This is a genomic window from Streptomyces sp. CA-179760, from assembly GCF_050937045.1.
Lineage (GTDB): Bacteria > Actinomycetota > Actinomycetes > Streptomycetales > Streptomycetaceae > Streptomyces.
Genome location: NZ_JBNJLZ010000001.1, coordinates 4,887,543 through 4,906,442, shown reverse-complemented (window position 1 = coordinate 4,906,442; position 18,900 = coordinate 4,887,543). Strand labels below are relative to the sequence as shown.

The following is an 18,900-nucleotide window of genomic DNA, read 5'->3' as shown; positions in this document are numbered from 1 at the left end:
CGAAGGGGGCTCACCGCCATCGGCGGTGAGCCCCCTTCCGATGTCAAACGGCGCTCCGCTGACGGCGCTCCAGCGCCCGGGCCGCCTTCCGCCGCCCCCCGGCCAGCACGTTCACGGGCGAGCCCGCCCCGGCTCCCGGCTCCAGCTGCCAGCCGCGGACCCGTGCCGCGACGCGGGCCAGCCGCTGGTCGCCGGGCCGTACGTCGACGGAGAACAGCGACTCGTCGGGCGTACGGTCGTCGCCGCCCCAGCGGACGACACCGTCGAGTTCGGCGAGGATGTCGCGGATCACGACCTCCTGCTGCGGGAAGAAGCCGCCCCGGACGCCGCGCGGGTGGAAGCCCGGCCGGATCCGTACCGCCGTGCCCGACGCCAGATTGGACTCCGGCCGGCCCCTGCCGACCCCGGACGGGTCCTGCCAGCCGACGACGTCGCCCCGGCGCAGGGCGTCGACCTCGTAGTGGAACCGGCGCACCAGGTGGACGAGGACGGTCTCCACGTCGCCCATCCGTACGGCGACCCCCTTGAGCGGGGTGCCGGGGACGGGCCGGGTGTAGACGGTGCCGCCGTCGTCGGCGACGTTCTCCATCTCCCAGCCGTTGTGGGAGCGCGAACCGGCCCGCACGCGCCGGGTCCGATCCTGCGCGCTGCGCAGGGCGTCCCGTACGCGGGCCGGAATGGGGTTGTGCGCGTCGGCGTACGCCTGGGACAGGAACTGCGAGACGGGCAGGGCGGCGACGCCCACGGCACCGCCGAGGGCGGCGACACGGCCGAGCAGGGCACGGCGGGACAGTCCGCGGCGGTGCGCGGCGGCCGGGCGGGGCCCTCTGCGGGTGATGCGGGGGAACTGGGGAGGTTGAGGTTCAACGGTCTCTCATTCCGGCGGTTCACGCGTGACGAGCGATGCTGTTGTACTTCTCGAAGATCTGGTAGACGGCCAGGCTCCGGTGCGTCTGGGCCTCGACGTCGGGGTCCCAGGCCCGGTAACGGCGCAGGAGTTCGGTGATCTCGAACTCGGCGAGGTCCAGGCGCATGGACCGCGGGGTGGTGACACGGTCACCGGGCGGCAGTCGGCCGCCGGGCCTGCCCCGGGTGCCCCACAGATGGATCAGGGCCGCGGTGCGCACGCTGAACGCGTTGTCCTTGTTCAGCCGCTGCCACACGGCCCAGAGGTCGGCGTCCTTGCCCGGGTCGCGGTGGTCGCCGGTGGTGTAGCCCCAGCCGACGCAGTGGTTCCAGGCCTGGATGGCGTCGGTCGCGCTGATCTCGCCGATGCCGGTGGGCGAGTCCCTGACGGAGCCGGAGCCGGTGAGGTGGTGGTCGGCGACCTGCTGGTCGGTGGCCTGGTCGGACAGGCCGTAGTCGCGCATGGCCCAGTAGACGACCGTCTGGATCAGGGCCTTGCGCATCGAGTACGTGTGCGACAGCCCGGTGATCAGCTCGTCCTGGTCCTGGATCGCGCCGACGGCCTGGGCGTTGGTCCAGAGCCGCGCGTCACTCCCGATGCCGCCCAGGTCCGGCCGCCCGATCGACCGCATGTACCGCGAGAGGTCGGACCGCAGCGCGGGCACCTGGCGGGTGTCGAAGGCGACGTCCGGGACGGCGGGCCGCGGCCGGTCGAACACGCCCTGCCCGGTGTCCCGTCCGGAGGCGATGTCGACGTCCACCTCGAGCTGCCCGTCGCCCGAGCCGAGGGTGCGGACGACGAACTGGTCGTAGGCCCAGTCGCCGGGCAGCGGGCGCCCGGCGTTGCCGTCGAAGCCCGGGGACATGTCGGCCACGAAGCTCGCCGTGGAGCTGCCGGCCGCGCCGACCCGCGCGCAGACGTTGCGGGAGCCGTAGACGCCGATCTCGTACGGGTGGCCGGAGTCCGCCATCGCCTCCTTGACGCCCTTGAAGTGAGGCAGGACGTGCGCGGTGATCTCGGCGTCGATGGCGTCGAAGTCGACCGCGAAGAAGATCCGCGTGCCCTTCCTGAAACCGTGGTCCAGGGCGGCGTTGACCGCCGCGTACCCGGCCGTCCGCCCGGCGACGTAGTCGAAGTCCGAGGCGTCGTTGTTCACCGTCTGGTAGATCGGGAAGCAGCGCAGGCCGTGCTCGGCGATGGTCGTGAGCTCGCCCGGCTGTATCGCCTTCTCCGGCAGGGACGTGGCGCTCGGGTTGGTGAGGTAGCGGCCGACGTACGTGATGCCGGCCGCCTTGAGCGTCGCCGCCCGCTCCGGGGTGACCTTCGCGACCGTGTCGCAGGCCTTCCCCTGGCGTGACTGGTCACCGTAGGACGCCAGCAGGGAGGCTGAGGTGGCGAAGTCGCCCTCGCCCGTGACCGGGAGCGCGACGAAGCTCTGGAAGGCCCGGACGGCGGCGGCGAGGTAGGAGTCGAAGCTGTCCGTGAGGGCGACGGGCCGCCGGTTGACGACCATCCCGGCGGAGAACATCCGGACCCAGACGCCCTGGTCGCCCTGGAGCACGGCGTGCGCCTTCAGGGCCGACTGGGTGCCGGGGCCGAAGTTCCCGTTGGCGGTGCCGTCCGCCATGCCGAGCTCGTACTGCACGCCCAGGACCAGCGCCCTGGCCGTGTCCCGGGACACCCGCCCGTCACAGGCCACGGCGAAGAAGTCCTGCCGGGCGAGGTAGCGGCCGTTGAGCCAGCGCTGCACATCACGGACCTGCCGGGTTCCGGAGTCACCGAGGACGTACGAGTCCATCGTCAGCAGTGCCTTGAACACCTTGGGCGTCAGACCGGCGCCGGGCAGGGCCTGTTCGACGCCCATGTCCGTCTTCAGCTTCGTGACGGCCGCCCGGGTCCGCTCCCCGTACGTGCCGTCCAGGTCGCCGCCGTCGTACCCCTTGCAGTACAGACCGGACTGGATGACGCGGCAGAAATCGGGAGAGGGGACCGTGTCCGCGTCGAGCTCGGGGTACTTGGCGGTCAGCGTGGACAGCGTCGTGGGACCGAAGCTGTCGGACAGCGCCGTGATGCCCAGCTCGTACTGCAACGCACGGGTCAGGGCGTACAGGGTCGCCCAGTCGGCCTCGCCGGTCTCCTCCACGGTCGTGCCGATACGGCTGCCGTAGACGGAGTTCACGAATCTCTGGGCCTTGAGCACCATGGCGTTGCGCATGGAGAGTGATCGTATGTCCGGCTAAACCGCTTACTGTGCGGTATTTGGGAGAGATCTGGGGAGCTTCATAAGCGGTTCGGCATACGGTCGGCGAACTCTCCGGACAGACGCCGGCGGCCCCCCGCCCGAGGGCAGGGGGCCGCCGGCGTTTCGGCTCACGCCCAGGTGATCAGACGCTTCGGCTGCTCCAGGATCGCCGCCACGTCCGCCAGGACCTTCGAACCCAGCTCGCCGTCGACCAGACGGTGGTCGAAGGACAGGGCCAGGGTGGTGACCTGGCGGGGCTTCACCTTGCCCTTGTGGACCCACGGCTGGAGCTTGATCGCGCCGACCGCGAGGATCGCGGACTCGCCGGGGTTGAGGATCGGCGTGCCCGTGTCGACGCCGAAGACGCCGACGTTGGTGATCGTCACCGTGCCGCCCTGCATGGCCGCCGGGGACGTCTTGCCGTCCCGGGCCGTCGACACCAGTTCGCCCAGCGACTCGGCGAGCCGCGGCAGCGTCTTGGCGTGGGCGTCCTTGATGTTCGGGACGATCAGGCCGCGCGGGGTCGCGGCCGCGATGCCCAGGTTCACGTAGTGCTTGACCACGATCTCCTGGGCGGCCTCGTCCCAGGACGCGTTGACGTCCGGGTTGCGCCTGATCGCGACGAGCAGTGCCTTGGAGATCAGCAGGAGGGGGTTCACGCGCAGGCCCGCGAACTCCTTGTCCTCCTTCAGCTCCTCGACCAGCTTCATCGTGCGCGTCACGTCGACCGTCACGAACTCCGTGACATGCGGCGCCGTGAACGCCGAGCCGACCATCGCCGCCGCCGTCGCCTTGCGGACGCCCTTGACCGGGATGCGGGTCTCGCGGGTCGTGTCGTACGACACGACGGCCGGCGCGGGTGCCGGGGCGGCGGTCGCGGGGACGGCGGGGACCTCCGGCCGCGGTGCCTGCGGCTGGGCCACCGCCGCGTGCACGTCATCGCGGGTGATGATGCCGTCCGGGCCGGTCGGGGCGACCGTCGTCAGGTCGACGCCCAGGTCCTTGGCCAGCTTGCGGACCGGGGGCTTGGCCAGCGGGCGTTCCTTGACGGCGGGGGCTGCGGTGGCGGCGGCCGAGGGCGCCCCTCCATGGCCGTTCAGCTCCGTCTGGATCGCCGTCGAGACCTGCTGGACGGGGACCTCCGGGCCCTTGCGGGGGCGACGGCGGGTGGACGAGGCCGCCACGCCGTAGCCGACGAGGACCGGCTGGCGGCCCGAGCCCTCCGCCTTGGGCTCCTCCGCGGGCCGGGGCGCCGCGGGCTGCTCGGCGGCGGGCGCGGTCCCGGCCTCGGGCGCGGCCCCTCCGCTCACGTCGACCGCGATGATCGACGTGCCCACGTCGACCGTGGTGCCCTCGGGGAAGTGCAGATCCCTGACCACGCCGTCGTACGGGATGGGCAGCTCGACGGCGGCCTTCGCCGTCTCGACCTCGCACACCACCTGGCCGTCGGTGACCGTGTCGCCGGGCTGGACGAACCACTTGAGGATCTCGGCCTCGGTGAGCCCCTCACCCACGTCCGGCATCTTGAACTCGCGTACGGACGCTTCCGTCATCGTCGTCACGACCCTCTCCTCAGTACGCCAGCGAGCGGTCGACGGCATCCAGCACCCGGTCCAGGTTCGGCAGGTACTCCTCCTCCAGGCGGGCAGGCGGGTACGGCGCGTGGTAGCCGCCGACGCGGAGCACCGGGGCCTCCAGGTGGTAGAAGCAGCGCTCCGTGATCCGCGCGGCGATCTCCGCGCCCGAACCGAAGAACACCGGGGCCTCATGGACGACGACCAGGCGGCGGGTCTTCTCCACCGACGTCTGGATCGAGTCGAAGTCGAGCGGGGAGACCGAGCGCAGGTCCAGGACCTCCAGGTTCCTGCCCTCCTCGGCGGCCGCGTTCGCGACCTCCATGCAGAGCTTCACCATCGGGCCGTAGGCGGCGAGGGTGAGGTCGGTGCCCTCGCGGACCACCTGGGCCTTGTGCAGCGGGCCCGGGATCGCCTCGGTGTTGACCTCGGCCTTGTCCCAGTAGCGGCGCTTGGGCTCGAAGAAGATCACCGGGTCGTCGCTCTGGATGGCCTGCTGCATCATCCAGTACGCGTCCGAGGAGTTGGACGGGCTGACGATCTTCAGTCCCGAGACGTGCGCGAAGAGCGCCTCGGGGGACTCCGAGTGGTGCTCCACCGCGCCGATGCCGCCGCCGTAGGGGATGCGCACGACGACCGGGAGCTTGACCTTGCCCAGGGAGCGGGCGTGCATCTTCGCGAGCTGTGTGACGATCTGGTCGTACGCCGGGAAGACGAAGCCGTCGAACTGGATCTCCACCACCGGGCGGTAGCCGCGCAGGGCCAGGCCGATCGCCGTGCCGACGATGCCCGACTCGGCCAGCGGGGTGTCGATGACGCGGCTCTCGCCGAAGTCCTTCTGCAGGCCGTCCGTCACCCGGAAGACGCCGCCGAGCTTTCCGACGTCCTCGCCCATGATCAGGACCTTGGGGTCGGCCTCCAGGGCGTGGCGCAGCGACTCGTTGATCGCTTTGGCGAGTGCCATCTTGTCGGCCATGTCAGTTGCCCCCCTCATCCGCGAACGACGCCTGGTACGCGGCGAACTGGGCGCGCTCCTCGTCGACGAGCGCGTGTCCGTCCGCGTAGACGTTCTCGAAGATCGCGAAGTGGTCCGGGTCCGGCATGGCACGGACCGCCTCGCGCACTCGTTTTCCCAACGCCTCGGACTCGGTCTCCAGTTCCTCGAAGAATCCCTCGTCCGCGTGGTTTGAGGTCTCCAGGAACCGGCGAAGGCGCAGGATCGGGTCCTTGGCCTCCCAGGCCTGGCGCTCCTCGTCGCCCCGGTAGCGGCTCGGGTCGTCGGAGGTGGTGTGGGCGCCCATGCGGTAGGTGAACGCCTCGACGAGGGTCGGGCCCTCGCCGGCACGGGCCCGCTCCAGGGCCCAGCGGGTGACCGCGAGGCAGGCGAGCACGTCGTTGCCGTCGACCCGTACGCCCGGGAAGCCGAAGCCCTGCGCGCGCTGGTAGATCGGGACGCGGGACTGCTTCTCGGTGGGCTCGGAGATGGCCCACTGGTTGTTCTGGCAGAAGAACACGACCGGGGCGTTGTAGACCGCGGAGAAGGTGAACGACTCGGCCACGTCGCCCTGGCTGGAGGCGCCGTCGCCGAAGTAGGCGATCACCGCGCTGTCGGCACCGTCCTTGGCCACGCCCATCGCGTAGCCGGTGGCGTGCAGCGTCTGGGAGCCGATGACGATCGTGTAGAGCTGGAAGTTGTTGCTGTTCGGGTCCCAGCCGCCGTTGTTCACACCCCGGAACATGCCGAGCAGGTTGGTCGGGTCCACCCCGCGGCACCAGGCGACGCCGTGCTCGCGGTAGGTCGGGAAGACGTAGTCGTCCTCGCGGGTGGCGCGGCCGGAGCCGATCTGGGCGGCCTCCTGGCCGAGCAGCGAGGCCCACAGGCCCAGCTCGCCCTGGCGCTGCAGGGCGGTGGCCTCGGCGTCGAAGCGGCGGGTGAGCACCATGTCGCGGTACAGGCCGCGGAGCTCTTCCGGGGTGACCCCGGCGACGTACTTGTCGTACTCGGCGTTCTTGACGCGCTTACCCTCGGGCGTCAGCAGCTGCACGAGCTGGGGCTCGGCGGCCTTCTTCGCGGCTGCGGGCTTCTTCGCGGCCGCGGCCTTCTTGGCAGGCGCGCGGGTGGTGCCCTTGGTGCCGGTGGTGCCGGCCTTGCTTCCGGCGCTGCGTCGCGATGTGCGCGCGGCAGTGCTCTCCACGGTCACGTGTGCTCCTCCGTCGGTCCGGCCCCCGGGGTTGCCGGTAGGCCAGTGCGGCTCACCTGTTCTCGACCACCGGGGCACGGGGTGGGTGCCACTCGGCCGGGAACAGGCGTGACAGGTGCCCCGGCGAGCGCCCTGCAACAAGCACGTTACCCAGTGCTCCACATTTCTGTGAAACCCCATCTGACCTGCGATTTTGCTTGGATTTCCAAGTAAATCGGAAAGGTGGTGAAGGGGCCCTGGTCACAGCCTTGCAGGAGGCCGGAGCTACCGCACGTTAACCCGGTGACCCAGGTCACGGGAAGAGTTGACTTGTGGGCGCGCCGAAACGGCACGCGCGCGTGGGCCCCGTTTCCGGGTCCCACGCGCGCGTGGATCGTGCGTCGTTCGTTGTCCGGGTCAGCCCTCCGCGCCGGCGACGACGCCGCCGCCCGTGGCGCCCGCGTCCGTGCCGCCCGTGTCGTCCGGCGGCGTCTCCGGGTCCGAGGGCTCCTCGTCCGTCGGCTCGCCGGTCGGCTCCGCGGTGGTCGGCTGGTCCGTCGGCTGGTCCGTCGGCGTCTCGGGAGTGGTCGGGGACGGCGTGTAGGACGGGGTGTACGACGGGGTCCATCCGCCGCCGCCGGAGCTCGTGCCGGTGCCGTCGTCCGTCGACGTGTCGGTCGGCTCATCCGTCGTCTCGTCGCTCGGCGTCTCGCTCGGAGTCTTCTTCTCCTCCGTCTGCGAGGTGGTGGGCGACTTCTTGTTGTCGGTGGGATCCTTCGTGTCGCCGCCCATGTTCTGCAGCGCCAGGGCGACACCCGCCGCCACGGCGATCACCGCGAGCACGGCGAGGATCCACATCTTGCCGCGGCCGCTGCCCTTGTTGCCGCGGCCCTCGAAGCCGCCGTCGTCCCCGCCGCCGTAGCCGGCGGGGAGTATCGGCGAGGGGATCTGAGCGGTGCCGGAGACATCACCGGGGTGGCCCATCACGGCCGTGTGGGCGAAGCCGCCCGACGGGGTGTGCCGGCCGTCGTGCATGTCGACCGGGCCGGTGTTCCAGGTGCCGGTGTGGCCGCCCTGGTCGTAGAGCATCTGGAGCGCGTACTGGACCAGCCCGCGCATCTCCTCGGCCGTCTGGAAACGGTCGTCGGGCTCCTTGGCGAGGGAGCGCATGACCATGCCGTCCAGCTCCGGCGGGCAGACGTCGGAGGCCTCGGACGGCGGCGTCGGGATGTCCTGGACGTGCTGGTAGACCACCGACAGCGGGGTCTCGCCGGTGAACGGCGGGCGCAGCGAGAGGAGTTCGTAGAGCAGGCAGCCCGTGGCGTACAGGTCGGAGCGGTGGTCGACGGCCTTGCCGAGCGCCTGCTCCGGGGACAGGTACTGCGGGGTGCCCATGACCATGCCGGTCTGCGTCATCGTGGACTGCGCGCCGTGCAGGGCGCGGGCGATGCCGAAGTCCATCACCTTCACGGCGCCGTTGTGCGTGATGATGACGTTGGCAGGCTTGATGTCGCGGTGCACGATGCCGTGCTGGTGCGAGTAGGCCAGCGCCTCCAGGACGCCCGAGACGATGATCAGGGCCTGCTCGGGGCCCGGCGCCTCCGCGTTCAGCAGCAGGTCGCGGATGGTGCGGCCCTCGACCAGCTCCATGACGATATAGGGGAGCGGCTGACCGCCCACGATGTCCTCGCCGGAGTCGTACACGGCGACGATCGCGTGGTGGTTGAGGCCCGCCACCGACTGGGCCTCACGTGTGAAGCGCGCCTTGGACACCGGGTCCTCGGCGAGGTCGGAACGGAGCAGCTTGACAGCGACGGTGCGCCCGAGGCGGACGTCCTCGGCGGCGAACACCTCGGCCATGCCGCCCCGGCCGAGTCTGTGGGTCAGCCGGTACCGGCCGTCCCCGACCAACCCGCCGTTACCCCAGACCTCCGGCGCGTCCGACATGCCGCCGCCAGTCGCCTCGGGTTCGGACGGGCCCTGAGCGCGCTGCTGCTGTGCCATCAGTCCTCGCCGTCGTTTCTGCCCGCGGTGCGCGCGGTGTTGTTACGGTCTCCGTCGGCCACGCTACAGCCTCCGCGCAAGCCGCCGGTCCGAGACGGGTGCCGGGACCGGCACGGGACGGACGCGCCATGAAACCTTTACTCAGCACTCTCGTGCAAATTCTGTGTACCGGCCGCACGTCCCCGGTAACGCTTCCGCGACGCTTCTTTCGCGTACGGTCACGGAACGGGCACCGAGCTTGACGTGTCCGTGCCCTGGGGCAGACTTGGCCGGGAATGGCGGTTTGGATCAACGACGGATCTGACGGATCAGACGGATCGGCAGCAGCTCCTCAAGGAGCTACGGGGGACACGGAACATGAGCCAGGACGGCGCACAGGGGCAGTACACGGGGCGGGCGCTCGCCAGTGGCCGCTATCAGCTGCGTGACCTCCTCGGCCAGGGCGGCATGGCCTCGGTGCACCTCGCGTACGACAGCGTGCTCGACCGGCAGGTCGCGATCAAGACACTTCACACCGAGCTCGGCAGGGAGCAGGCCTTCCGCGAGCGGTTCCGCCGCGAGGCCCAGTCCGTGGCCAAGCTCACGCACACCAACATCGTCTCGGTCTTCGACACCGGCGAGGACACCCTCGACTCCATGACGACGCCGTACATCGTCATGGAGTACGTCGAGGGCCGCCCGCTCGGCTCGGTCCTCGACGAGGACGTGGCGCGGCAGGGCGCGATGCCCGCCGACAAGGCGCTGAAGATCACGGCGGATGTGCTGGCCGCGCTGGAGATCAGCCACGAGATGGGCCTGGTCCACCGCGACATCAAGCCGGGCAACGTGATGATGACCAAGCGCGGTGTGGTCAAGGTCATGGACTTCGGCATCGCCCGCGCCATGCAGTCCGGCGTGACGTCCATGACGCAGACCGGGATGGTCGTCGGCACCCCGCAGTACCTCTCGCCGGAACAGGCCCTCGGCCGCGGTGTGGACGCCCGCTCCGACCTGTACTCGGTCGGCATCATGCTGTTCCAGCTGGTCACCGGGCGGCTGCCGTTCGAGGCGGACTCGCCGCTGGCCATCGCGTATGCACACGTCCAGGAGGAGCCGCCGGTTCCGTCCACGATCAACCGCGCGCTGCCGCCGGCCGTGGACGCGCTGATCGCCCGGGCGCTGAAGAAGAATCCCAACGAGCGTTTCCCCAGCTCCGAGGCGATGCGCGACGAGTGCCTGCGGGTGGCGGCGTCGTTCCAGGCCGCCCCGCCGAGCATCGTCCCGGGCACCCAGGCACCGAGCGGCGCGGGCGTCGGCTCGGCCGTGTTCCCGCCGGTCGACCAGGCGCCCCCGGCCGCCTCGGGCCAGGTCCAGACGCCGTACCAGCCGACCCCGCCGCCGAACCCGTACGGCACCCCCGCCCCGTCGGCGCCGTCCCCGGCGTACGGCTATCCGCAGCAGGGCGGCTACCAGACGCCGAACCCGGCCGCGTACTCCCCGCAGCCGGGCCCGTCGACCCCGCCGCCGTACAACCTCACGCCCCAGACCGCGCCCGCCCCGCAGGGCGGCGGCAAGACCAACAAGCCGGTGATCATCGGCTCCGTCATCGTGTCCGTGCTCGCGGTCGGCGGACTGGTCACGGCCCTGCTGATGAACGGCGGCGGCAAGGACGACAAGGGCGGCGGGGGCAGCGGCGCGAGCGCCTCGGCCTCGGCCTCCAAGAAGGCCGGTTACCGCGGGCCGGACACGTCGAGGACGATCGACACCGAGGAGTGCACGGAGCCGGAGGAGTCGTACAACGACCCCGAGAAGATCCAGATCCCGGACTTCAAGTTCATGAACATCGCGTCGGTCAAGTCCTGTGCCCAGGCGGCCGGCTGGCAGGTCAGCACCAAGAACGTGGACGAGAACACCTACGGCGAGGGCACGGTCATGAACCAGTTCCCGTCCAAGGGCACCGACGTCGACCCCGACGACATGCCGGTCATCGAGCTCAACGTCTCGACGGGCAACCCGCCGTCCTGACGCCCCGGACATGGGGAAGGGCCCGGCGGCTTCGGCCGCTGGGCCCTTTTCGTTCGGGCGGGTAGGTACCGGTCCTAGAGGTACGGCCCGCCCGAACGGGCGCCCGGCTGCTGCTCGTCGAGGCCGTCACCGACACCCGGCGGGAGGGCGCGGCGCATCTGCTCCAGCTGGGCGCGGGCGGCCATCTGCTGGGCGAACAGCGTCGTCTGGATCCCGTGGAAGAGCCCTTCGAGCCAGCCGACCAGCTGGGCCTGCGCGATGCGCAGTTCCGCGTCGCTGGGGGTCGCCTCGTCGGTGAAGGGCAGCGAGAGCCGCTCCAGCTCCTCGACCAGCTCGGGCGCCAGACCGTCCTCCAGCTCCTTCACCGAGCTGGCGTGGATGTCCTTGAGCCGGGCCCGGCTGGCCTCGTCCAGGGGCGCCACGCGCACTTCCTCCAGCAGCTGCTTGATCATGCTGCCGATCCGCATGACCTTGGCGGGCTGCTCCACCTGTTCCGTGACCGGGATCTCGCGGGAGTCCTCGTCTCCGCTGCCGCCACCGAGTGCCATACCGTCCTGGCCCACGACCAGGATCTGCGGGCTCTCCGGCGACCGTTCGTTTCTCGGCATCTCCATGTCGCCATTCTCTCGCACGCCTGCACCTCACCTCCGTGGTGCCCCCACAAGAAGCTGATCCACCCTGTTTCGACAGACGTATCGGGCAGTGCCCGGGTTGCTCACCCAAGGGCGGTTCCGCCTCACGGGTGAGACGCGGCAGACGGGTTTCGCAGTGGTCCGGCCTCCGGGCGCCAAGAGGCCGTGACGTATCGGCATATCCGGATGGTGCAGCGATTCCGTCCGTCGGCCGAACCCGGCATGCCGGATGTGTAGGGGAATGTGAGGCTGATTGCCTGTAAATGACCGAACTTGCCGGGATTGCCCTACCGGGCACGGCGGGAGGGGGTCACCAACGTGACTCCATGGCTACGCGCACTGCGGGCGACCGTACTGGTGGTCGCCCTGGGGGCGGGTGCGGTCGTCTCACCCTGCGGATCTGTTCAGGCCCACGGTTCTGTCCTCGCGTCTGTCCTGGCGTACGACGGTGAGGCCCGGGCCGTTCCGGCCCCCTCCGCTCCCTCGGCCCCGTCCCCGTCCGGCGAGACCTCGCGGGCCGGGACCCGGGCCGGTGAGGGGCGGGAGCGGCCGGGGCGGCCGGAGGAGGCCGAGGAGGAGCGGGAGGCTCGTGAAGCCGGTGAGGCTCGTGAGGCCACCGCCGTGCCCGAGGCGTCCCGGGAGCAGGCTGTCCCCGAGCCCCCCGCACCGACGGCCCCGCCCGTACGTGAGGCCCCAGCCCAGGCCGAACGACCTGTCGGGCCTGTCCTGCGGATCCTGCCCCTGGGCAGCGGGCTGGTGCTCATCGGACTCGGGCTGGGCCTGGCGTTCGTCGGCCTCAGGCTGCGGCGCGTCTAGGGGGCCTGGACCGGACCGTTCTCAGGCCCCCTGCGGGGCGATCAGCAGCACCTTGCCGATGTGGCCGCTGTCCTCCAGGACCTGGTGGGCGGCGGCGGCGTCGCGCATGGGGAGTTCGCGGTCGATGACGGGGCGCAGGTGGCCGCCGGAGAAGAGGGGCCAGACGTGTTCGCGTACGGCCGCGACGATGGCCGCCTTCTCCTCCAGCGGACGGGCCCGCAGGGACGTCGCACTGATCGCGGCGCGCTTGGCGAGCAGCGCGCCGATGTTCAGCTCGCCCTTGACGCCGCCCTGCATGCCGATGATCGCGAGCCGGCCGTTGACGGCGAGGGCCTTGACGTTGCGCTCCAGGTACTTGGCGCCCATGTTGTCGAGGATGACGTCCGCACCGGCGCCGTCCGTGGCCTTCCTGACCTCATCGACGAAGTCCTGCTCCCGGTAGTTGACCAGGATGTCGGCACCCAGTTCGGCGCACCGGTCCAGCTTCTCCTTGGTGCCCGCCGTGACGGCGACCCTGGCACCGACGGCCTTGGCCAGCTGGATCGCCATCGTGCCGATGCCGCTGGAGCCGCCGTGCACGAGGAGCGTCTCGCCGGGGCGCAGGTGGGCGATCATGAAGACGTTCGACCAGACCGTGCAGGTCACCTCGGGCAGTGCCGCGGCCTGCCGCAGCCCGACGCCTTCGGGCACGGGCAGCAGTTGTCCGGCCGGGACCACCACCTTCTCGGCGTAACCGCCGCCGGAGAGCAGCGCGCACACCTCGTCGCCCACGTTCCAGCCGGAGACACCGGTGCCGATCCCGGCGATCCGCCCGGAGCACTCCAGGCCGGGGTAGGGGGGCGTGCCGGGCGGCGGGTCGTAGAAGCCCTGCCGCTGCAGGATGTCGGCCCGGTTGACGGCACCGGCCGTCACCTCGACCAGGACCTCGCCCTCGCCGGGCACGGGATCCGGGACCTCGTCCCAGACCAGCGCCTCGGGCCCACCGGGTTCGGGAATCGTGATCGCATACATGACTGGGACGGTACTCCTCGGTCGCCGGACGGAGTCCTCTCCTCCTCTGGTCGGCTCCTTCTACGTCATTGATCCGGTTCTGGCGAAAATCCATATGCGGGACCGATGAGTTTGCGCGACCGTAAAGGTCTCCCCATGCGTAGCCCACGTACTCGGAAGGACCCGAAGCATGAGCACGCAGACGTCCGGCCTGGCGATCGAGACCGCGGGCCTGGTGAAGACGTTCGGCGAGACCAGGGCCGTCGACGGAGTCGACCTGTCCGTGCCCGCGGGCACGGTCTACGGCGTCCTCGGCCCCAACGGCGCCGGCAAGACCACCACCGTGAAGATGCTCGCCACACTCCTGCGACCGGACGGCGGCGAAGCGCATGTCTTCGGCCACGACATCGTCCGCGAGGCGGACGAGGTGCGCGCCCGGGTGAGCCTCACCGGCCAGTACGCCTCAGTGGACGAGGACCTCACCGGCACCGAGAACCTGGTCCTGCTGGGCCGGCTGCTCGGACACCACAAGAAGGCCGCCCGGGACCGCGCCGCCCAGCTCCTGGAGGCCTTCGGGCTCACGGAGGCCGCCGCGAAGCAGGTCAAGCACTATTCGGGCGGCATGCGGCGCCGGATCGACATCGCCGCGTCCATCCTCAGCACCCCCGACCTGCTGTTCCTCGACGAGCCGACGACGGGCCTCGATCCGCGCAGCCGCAACCAGGTGTGGGACATCGTGCGCGCCGTGGTCGCCCAGGGCACCACCGTGCTGCTGACCACGCAGTATCTGGACGAGGCCGACCAGCTGGCGTCCCGGATCGCCGTCATCGACCGCGGCCGGGTGATCGCCGAGGGCACCAAGGGCGAGCTGAAGTCGTCCGTCGGCGCCGGATCCGTCCATCTACGGCTGAGAGATCCGGATCGGCGGGTCCTCGCGGCCGAGCTGCTGCGCCGGACCCTCGACGCGAAGGTGCAGCTGGAACCCGACCCCGTGGCCCTGACCGCGCGCCTCGGTACGGCGGCGAGCGAGGACACCGCGGCCCAGCAGGCGTCCCGCGCGCTGAGCGAGCTGTCCACGGCCGGGATCACCGTCGACAACTTCTCACTGGGCCAGCCCAGCCTGGACGAGGTGTTCCTCGCCCTCACCGGCCACGACACGCACGCCCCGGACCGCCCGGCCGGCTCCGGTGCCTCCCACGACCCGAAGGACGAGGTGGCGGCATGAGCACCACGACGACCACCGAGGCCAAGGAACTCGCCCCGGTCAGCACCGAGTCCCTCGCGGCCCTGCTCATCGCCAAGGAGCGGCCCTCGCGGCCCAGCGCCTGGTCGGCATCGATGACCTTCGGCTGGCGGGCCATCCTCAAGATCAAGCACGTGCCGGAGCAGCTCTTCGACGTCACGGCCTTCCCGATCATGATGGTGCTGATGTACACGTACCTGTTCGGCGGGGCACTGGCCGGCTCGCCGAAGGAGTACATCCAGTTCCTGCTGCCGGGCATCCTCGTGATGTCGGTCGTGATGATCACGATGTACACGGGTGTCTCGGTCAACACGGACATCGAGAAGGGCGTCTTCGACCGGTTCCGCACCCTGCCGATCTGGCGGCCGTCGACCATGGTCGGCTATCTGCTCGGCGACGCCCTGCGGTACACGATCGCCTCGGTCGTGATGCTCACCGTCGGCATGATCCTGGGCTACCGGCCGGACGGCGGGATCGGCGGTGTGCTCGCCGGGATCGCCCTGCTGGTGCTCTTCTCGTTCGCCTTCTCGTGGATCTGGACGATGTTCGGACTGATGCTGCGCACCGAGAAGTCGGTGATGGGCGTCAGCATGATGGTGATCTTCCCGCTCACCTTCCTGTCCAACGTGTTCGTCGACCCGACGACCATGCCGGGCTGGCTCCAGGCGTTCGTGAACAACAGCCCCATCACCCATCTGGCGTCGGCGGTGCGCGGCCTGATGGGCGGCGACTGGCCGGCCGACGAGGTCGCCTGGTCGCTGGGCTGGGCCGCTCTGTTCGTCCTCGTCTTCGGGCCGATCACGATGCGGCTGTACAACCGGAAGTAACGCTCGTTCAGTTGCGGGGCATCGGCGGCATCGGACGGATGTCGGGGGCGACCTGGGTCGCCGGTGTCTTCCGCACGATCGTGATGAGCCGGTCGGTCAACTCCAGTCTCCCCACGGACGGATCGTCGTAGCCGAGTACCCGGTGGCCGCGTATGACGCTGACCACCAGGTCGGCGATCTCGCGCGGGGTCTTGCCCACCTCGGCCTTGACGACCGGCCGTTCGACGATGTCGAGCCCGCTGCCCTGCTGGATGAGGTCCTCCATCACCATGCCGGCGGAGGGGCTGAGCACGGAGAGGCCCAGCAGGCGTCCGGCGGCGCTGGCGCTGGTGATGACCGCGTCGGCGCCGGACTGCTTGAGCAGCGGCGCGTTCTCCTCCTCCCGCACCGTGGCCACGATCTTCGCCCCGCGGTTGAGCTGCCGGGCCGTCAGCGCCACCAGGACCGCGGTGTCGTCGCGCTGGGTCGCGATGATGATCTGGCGTGCCTTGTGCACCTCGGCCCGCTTCAGCACCTCGCTGCGGGTGGCGTCCCCGACGATGCCCGCGTAGCCCTCCGCAGTCGCGGCGTCGACGACCTTGGAACTGGGGTCGACCACGACGACCTGTTCCTTCTTCAGGCCCGTCGCGCAGACGGTCCGGATCGCCGACCTGCCCTTCGTGCCGAAGCCGATGACGACGGTGTGATCGCGCAACGTGGACCTCCAGCGGGTCAGGCGCCACTCGTCCCGGGTCCGTTCGGTGAGGGCTTCGAGGGTGGTGCCGACCAGGATGATCAGGAACAGCACGCGCAGGGGCGTGATGACGAGGATGTTCGTGAGCCGGGCGGCGTCACCGGCGGGGGTGATGTCACCGTAGCCCGTGGTGGAGAGGGTCACGGTCGCGTAGTAGAAGGCGTCGAGGAGGGTGATGCCGCCGCCCGCGTTGTCGTTGTAGCCGTCGCGGTCGGCGTAGACGATCAGCGCGGTCGCGACAAGGACCACCAGCGCCATGGAGAGGCGCTTGAGGACCTGGCGGATCGGGTGTTCCACCACTTTCTTCGGGAGTTTCACCCGATGGGTCACCAGATGCTCGTCCGCCTGGCGGGCGATCGCGTCCTGGCCCGGAAGTTTCACGTGAAACACACCCCGATTCCAGCGGACGCCCAGGGCAGATCCAGCAGTTCCGCCTCCTGCCCCGGACGGGCACCGCCCGGGGGCACGATGGCGAGCGCGTCGGCCGCAGCGATGCCGCGCAGCATGGCGGGGCCGTTGTAGTGCAGCGGCACGGCCTGGTCACCGCGCAGAACGACGGGCACGAGCCGGGTGTCGTGCGGGTGCCCGTGCACGGCGTCCCGGAGCGGCAGCGTGTACGGCTCCGGGGCCGGGCGGGCCGCGAGGGTCCGCAGCAGCGGCTCGGCGAGCGTCAGCAGTCCGGAGACTGCGGCGAGCGGGTTGCCCGGCAGTCCGACGAGGTGCTGGGTCTCCGTGATGCGGGCCAGCAGCATGGGGTGGCCGGGGCGCACCTTGACGCCGTCCACGAGGAGTTCGGCCCCGATACGGCGCAGGGTCGGGTGGACATGGTCGACGGGGCCCGCGGCGGTGCCGCCGGTGGTGACGATGATGTCGGCGTCGGACGCGGTCACCGCTTTGCGCAGGGCGTAGGCGTCGTCGCGGACGCGTCGTACGACAGTGACCTCGGCGCCGAGCGCGCGCAGCCAGGGCGGCAGCATCGGGCCGAGCGCGTCCCGGATCAGACCGTCGTGCGGCAGCCCTTCGGTGAGCAACTCGTCGCCGAGGACGAGGACTTCGGCACGGGCGCGGGGTACGGCGGAGACCGTGTCGTATCCGGCTGCCGCGGCGAGCCCGAGGACGGCCGGGGTGACGAGGGTGCCGACGGGCAGGAGCTGGTCGCCGGTGCGGCACTCCTGGCCCCGGGGCCGGATGTCCTGGCCGGGGGCGACGCTCCTGGTCGCGTGCAGACGGCCCTTGTCGTCGGCACGGCCGTGCTCGCTGCGCAGAACGGCCGTGGTGTCCGCGGGGATACGGGCGCCGGTGGCGATCCGGACGGCCTCGCCGTCCGTCAGGGGCGCCTGAGCGGTGTGCCCGGCCAGGACGCCCTCGTCCCGTACGTCCCAGGGGGCGGGCCCGCAGACCGCCCAGCCGTCCATCGCTGAGGTGTCGAAGGAGGGGAGATCGGTGAGGGCGTCGAGGGGCGTGGCCAGGGTGAGGCCGAGGGCGGCGTCGAGCGGAACGGAGACAGGCTCGCGGCGGGCGGCCCGGGTGGCGCTCCGGGCGGCGCGCTCGGCGATGTCCCGGGCCTGTGGCCAGGGGGTGGCCCGGTGTCGGGTGTCCGGCTTCCGGGGTGTGCCGGTGCCGTCGTTCTCACCTCGTGCGGCCGGGTCGGGCAGGTGGGTGCCGTTGCTGTTGTTCACGAGGGCGAGCACCTCCTCGACGTCGAGGTCTTCGGCGTCCTCACCGGTGCGGGTGGAGCGGGGGGTCATCCGGCGTCCGGGCGGGTGTCGGGCGTCGCGTCGGGGGCGACGTCGGGCCGGTCCCCCGGGGCTCCCGGGGCTTCAGAGGTGCTCTCCTCCGCCCAGCGGGCGGCGAGGGCCACAGCCTTGCGGGCGGCTTCGGAGACCGCCTCGGGGCCTCCGCCGGCCCGCGCGGCCGCATAGCCGACGAGGAAGGTGGTCAGTGGCGCGGCGGGCCTGGCCACACCGTGGGCGGCGTCGCGGGCGAGGTCGAGCAGCTCTTTCCTATCGACGTCGAGGTCGATACCCAGCTCGTCCTTGACCGCGGAAATCCATTCATCCAACACGTGCCCATGCTCCCTGATGCGTGCCCTGGCGGAGGCGATGTCGTCCCAGGTGTCGCAGTCGAAGGACGCGACGGGGTCGGAGACGCGGGTGAGGTCGAGCTCGGCGGTGAGGCGCCGCAGGGGAAGTCCGTGCGGACCGCCGTGCCGCTCGGCGAGAAGGGCGAGCGTCTCGCGCAGCCGCCGCGTGCGGTACGCGGCGACGAGCGGCTGGTCGCGGCCGTCGGGGTCGGTCAACAGCACGCCGTCGGCGGCGCTCTCCCATAGCGTGCCCAGCAGCCGGCCGACGGTCCGCTCCTGAAGGAACGGCAGGTCGGCGGAGAGCACCACGACATGCTCCGCCGTGGTGTGCCGGAGTCCGGCGTCGAGCGCGGCGAGCGGTCCGCCGCCGGGCGGGTCCTCGCGGGCCCAGGTCACGGGCCGTGCCGTCGGCCGGGGCGCGGCCACGACGACGGTGGTACGGGCGTCGCCGCACGCGGCGAGCACACGGTCGAGCAGGGCCCGCCCGCCGACGCGCACCCCGGGTTTGTCCGCGCCCCCGAGCCGCCGGGCGGCACCGCCGGCGAGCACGACGGCGTCGTAGGCGGCGGGAGGCTCGTACGCGGTCACCCTCCGAGTATGCGTGCCCCCGCGATCACATGGAACGCGGGGGAACGGAAGTGATCACAGGCAGCAGTTCACGTGCC

The 18,900-nt window shown here is 71.0% G+C and carries 15 protein-coding genes; 4 read left to right on the top strand and 11 right to left on the bottom strand.

What is annotated here, in order from left to right:
- Positions 1-43: 43 nt before the first annotated feature.
- The 6 genes from ACQEV8_RS22130 to ACQEV8_RS22105 form a co-directional block, all read right to left on the bottom strand.
- The gene (locus ACQEV8_RS22130) at positions 44-745 is read right to left on the bottom strand and encodes a hypothetical protein (protein WP_432962747.1); all 702 of its coding nucleotides are present in this window, start codon (positions 743-745) and stop codon (positions 44-46) included.
- Between the two features lie 142 nt (positions 746-887).
- The gene (locus ACQEV8_RS22125) at positions 888-3,122 is read right to left on the bottom strand and encodes a glycoside hydrolase domain-containing protein (protein WP_432962745.1); all 2,235 of its coding nucleotides are present in this window, start codon (positions 3,120-3,122) and stop codon (positions 888-890) included.
- 155 nt (positions 3,123-3,277) lie between these two features.
- On the bottom strand, positions 3,278-4,711 hold the full coding sequence (locus ACQEV8_RS22120) for a dihydrolipoamide acetyltransferase family protein (RefSeq protein WP_432962743.1): 1,434 nt from the start codon (positions 4,709-4,711) through the stop codon (positions 3,278-3,280).
- A gap of 10 nt (positions 4,712-4,721) precedes the next feature.
- Entirely contained in the window at positions 4,722-5,699 is a 978-nt protein-coding gene (locus tag ACQEV8_RS22115; protein ID WP_432962741.1) for an alpha-ketoacid dehydrogenase subunit beta, read from the bottom strand.
- Position 5,700: 1 nt separating this feature from the next.
- Positions 5,701-6,924, bottom strand: a complete 1,224-nt coding sequence (gene pdhA / locus ACQEV8_RS22110; protein WP_432962739.1) for a pyruvate dehydrogenase (acetyl-transferring) E1 component subunit alpha — start codon at positions 6,922-6,924, stop codon at positions 5,701-5,703.
- A gap of 396 nt (positions 6,925-7,320) precedes the next feature.
- Positions 7,321-8,907 carry a protein kinase domain-containing protein gene (locus ACQEV8_RS22105; protein WP_432962737.1) on the bottom strand — a complete coding sequence of 529 codons (1,587 nt, stop codon included), beginning with the start codon at positions 8,905-8,907 and terminating at the stop codon, positions 7,321-7,323.
- Positions 8,908-9,264: 357 nt separating this feature from the next.
- On the opposite strand from ACQEV8_RS22105, the gene ACQEV8_RS22100 reads away from it, so the two are divergent.
- Positions 9,265-10,911, top strand: coding sequence for a protein kinase domain-containing protein (locus ACQEV8_RS22100; protein ID WP_432962735.1), 1,647 nt, complete (start codon positions 9,265-9,267; stop codon positions 10,909-10,911).
- A gap of 74 nt (positions 10,912-10,985) precedes the next feature.
- Here ACQEV8_RS22100 and ACQEV8_RS22095 read toward each other — a convergent pair whose 3' ends face one another.
- Positions 10,986-11,525, bottom strand: a complete 540-nt coding sequence (locus ACQEV8_RS22095) for a bacterial proteasome activator family protein (RefSeq protein ID WP_432962733.1) — start codon at positions 11,523-11,525, stop codon at positions 10,986-10,988.
- 336 nt (positions 11,526-11,861) lie between these two features.
- Between ACQEV8_RS22095 and ACQEV8_RS22090 the strand changes: the two genes are divergently transcribed.
- On the top strand, positions 11,862-12,359 hold the full coding sequence (locus ACQEV8_RS22090) for a hypothetical protein (RefSeq protein ID WP_432962732.1): 498 nt from the start codon (positions 11,862-11,864) through the stop codon (positions 12,357-12,359).
- Between the two features lie 21 nt (positions 12,360-12,380).
- On the opposite strand, the gene ACQEV8_RS22085 is transcribed toward ACQEV8_RS22090, so the two are convergent.
- Positions 12,381-13,370, bottom strand: coding sequence for an NAD(P)H-quinone oxidoreductase (locus ACQEV8_RS22085; RefSeq protein WP_432962730.1), 990 nt, complete (start codon positions 13,368-13,370; stop codon positions 12,381-12,383).
- 169 nt (positions 13,371-13,539) lie between these two features.
- Between ACQEV8_RS22085 and ACQEV8_RS22080 the strand changes: the two genes are divergently transcribed.
- Both ACQEV8_RS22080 and ACQEV8_RS22075 read left to right on the top strand, forming a co-directional pair.
- Positions 13,540-14,574 carry an ATP-binding cassette domain-containing protein gene (locus ACQEV8_RS22080; protein ID WP_432962728.1) on the top strand — a complete coding sequence of 345 codons (1,035 nt, stop codon included), beginning with the start codon at positions 13,540-13,542 and terminating at the stop codon, positions 14,572-14,574.
- The gene (locus ACQEV8_RS22075) at positions 14,571-15,419 is read left to right on the top strand and encodes an ABC transporter permease (RefSeq protein WP_432962726.1); all 849 of its coding nucleotides are present in this window, start codon (positions 14,571-14,573) and stop codon (positions 15,417-15,419) included. The genes ACQEV8_RS22080 and ACQEV8_RS22075 overlap by 4 nt, the downstream gene beginning before the upstream one ends.
- Positions 15,420-15,426: 7 nt before the next feature.
- Here the strand turns inward: ACQEV8_RS22075 and ACQEV8_RS22070 are convergent, their stop codons facing one another.
- The 3 genes from ACQEV8_RS22070 to ACQEV8_RS22060 are packed head-to-tail and all read right to left on the bottom strand — an operon-like array spanning position 15,427 to position 18,823.
- Positions 15,427-16,533, bottom strand: coding sequence for a potassium channel family protein (locus ACQEV8_RS22070; protein WP_432962724.1), 1,107 nt, complete (start codon positions 16,531-16,533; stop codon positions 15,427-15,429).
- Positions 16,530-17,900, bottom strand: coding sequence for a molybdopterin molybdotransferase MoeA (locus tag ACQEV8_RS22065; RefSeq protein ID WP_432962722.1), 1,371 nt, complete (start codon positions 17,898-17,900; stop codon positions 16,530-16,532). The genes ACQEV8_RS22070 and ACQEV8_RS22065 overlap by 4 nt, the downstream gene beginning before the upstream one ends.
- Positions 17,897-18,823 (bottom strand): NTP transferase domain-containing protein, encoded by a 927-nt coding sequence (locus ACQEV8_RS22060; RefSeq protein ID WP_432962720.1) that lies wholly within the window; start codon positions 18,821-18,823, stop codon positions 17,897-17,899. Before ACQEV8_RS22060 ends, ACQEV8_RS22065 begins: the two co-directional genes overlap by 4 nt.
- Positions 18,824-18,900 lie beyond the last annotated feature (77 nt).

Coding starts and splice junctions, on each gene's coding strand:
- ACQEV8_RS22125 (WP_432962745.1), bottom strand. CDS start 3,122: ATGCGCAACGCCATGGTGCTCAAGGCCCAGAGATTCGTGAACTCCGTC.
- ACQEV8_RS22085 (WP_432962730.1), bottom strand. CDS start 13,370: ATGTATGCGATCACGATTCCCGAACCCGGTGGGCCCGAGGCGCTGGTC.
- ACQEV8_RS22065 (WP_432962722.1), bottom strand. CDS start 17,900: ATGACCCCCCGCTCCACCCGCACCGGTGAGGACGCCGAAGACCTCGAC.
- ACQEV8_RS22100 (WP_432962735.1), top strand. CDS start 9,265: ATGAGCCAGGACGGCGCACAGGGGCAGTACACGGGGCGGGCGCTCGCC.
- ACQEV8_RS22115 (WP_432962741.1), bottom strand. CDS start 5,699: ATGGCCGACAAGATGGCACTCGCCAAAGCGATCAACGAGTCGCTGCGC.
- ACQEV8_RS22075 (WP_432962726.1), top strand. CDS start 14,571: ATGAGCACCACGACGACCACCGAGGCCAAGGAACTCGCCCCGGTCAGC.
- ACQEV8_RS22105 (WP_432962737.1), bottom strand. CDS start 8,907: ATGGCACAGCAGCAGCGCGCTCAGGGCCCGTCCGAACCCGAGGCGACT.
- ACQEV8_RS22080 (WP_432962728.1), top strand. CDS start 13,540: ATGAGCACGCAGACGTCCGGCCTGGCGATCGAGACCGCGGGCCTGGTG.
- ACQEV8_RS22095 (WP_432962733.1), bottom strand. CDS start 11,525: ATGGAGATGCCGAGAAACGAACGGTCGCCGGAGAGCCCGCAGATCCTG.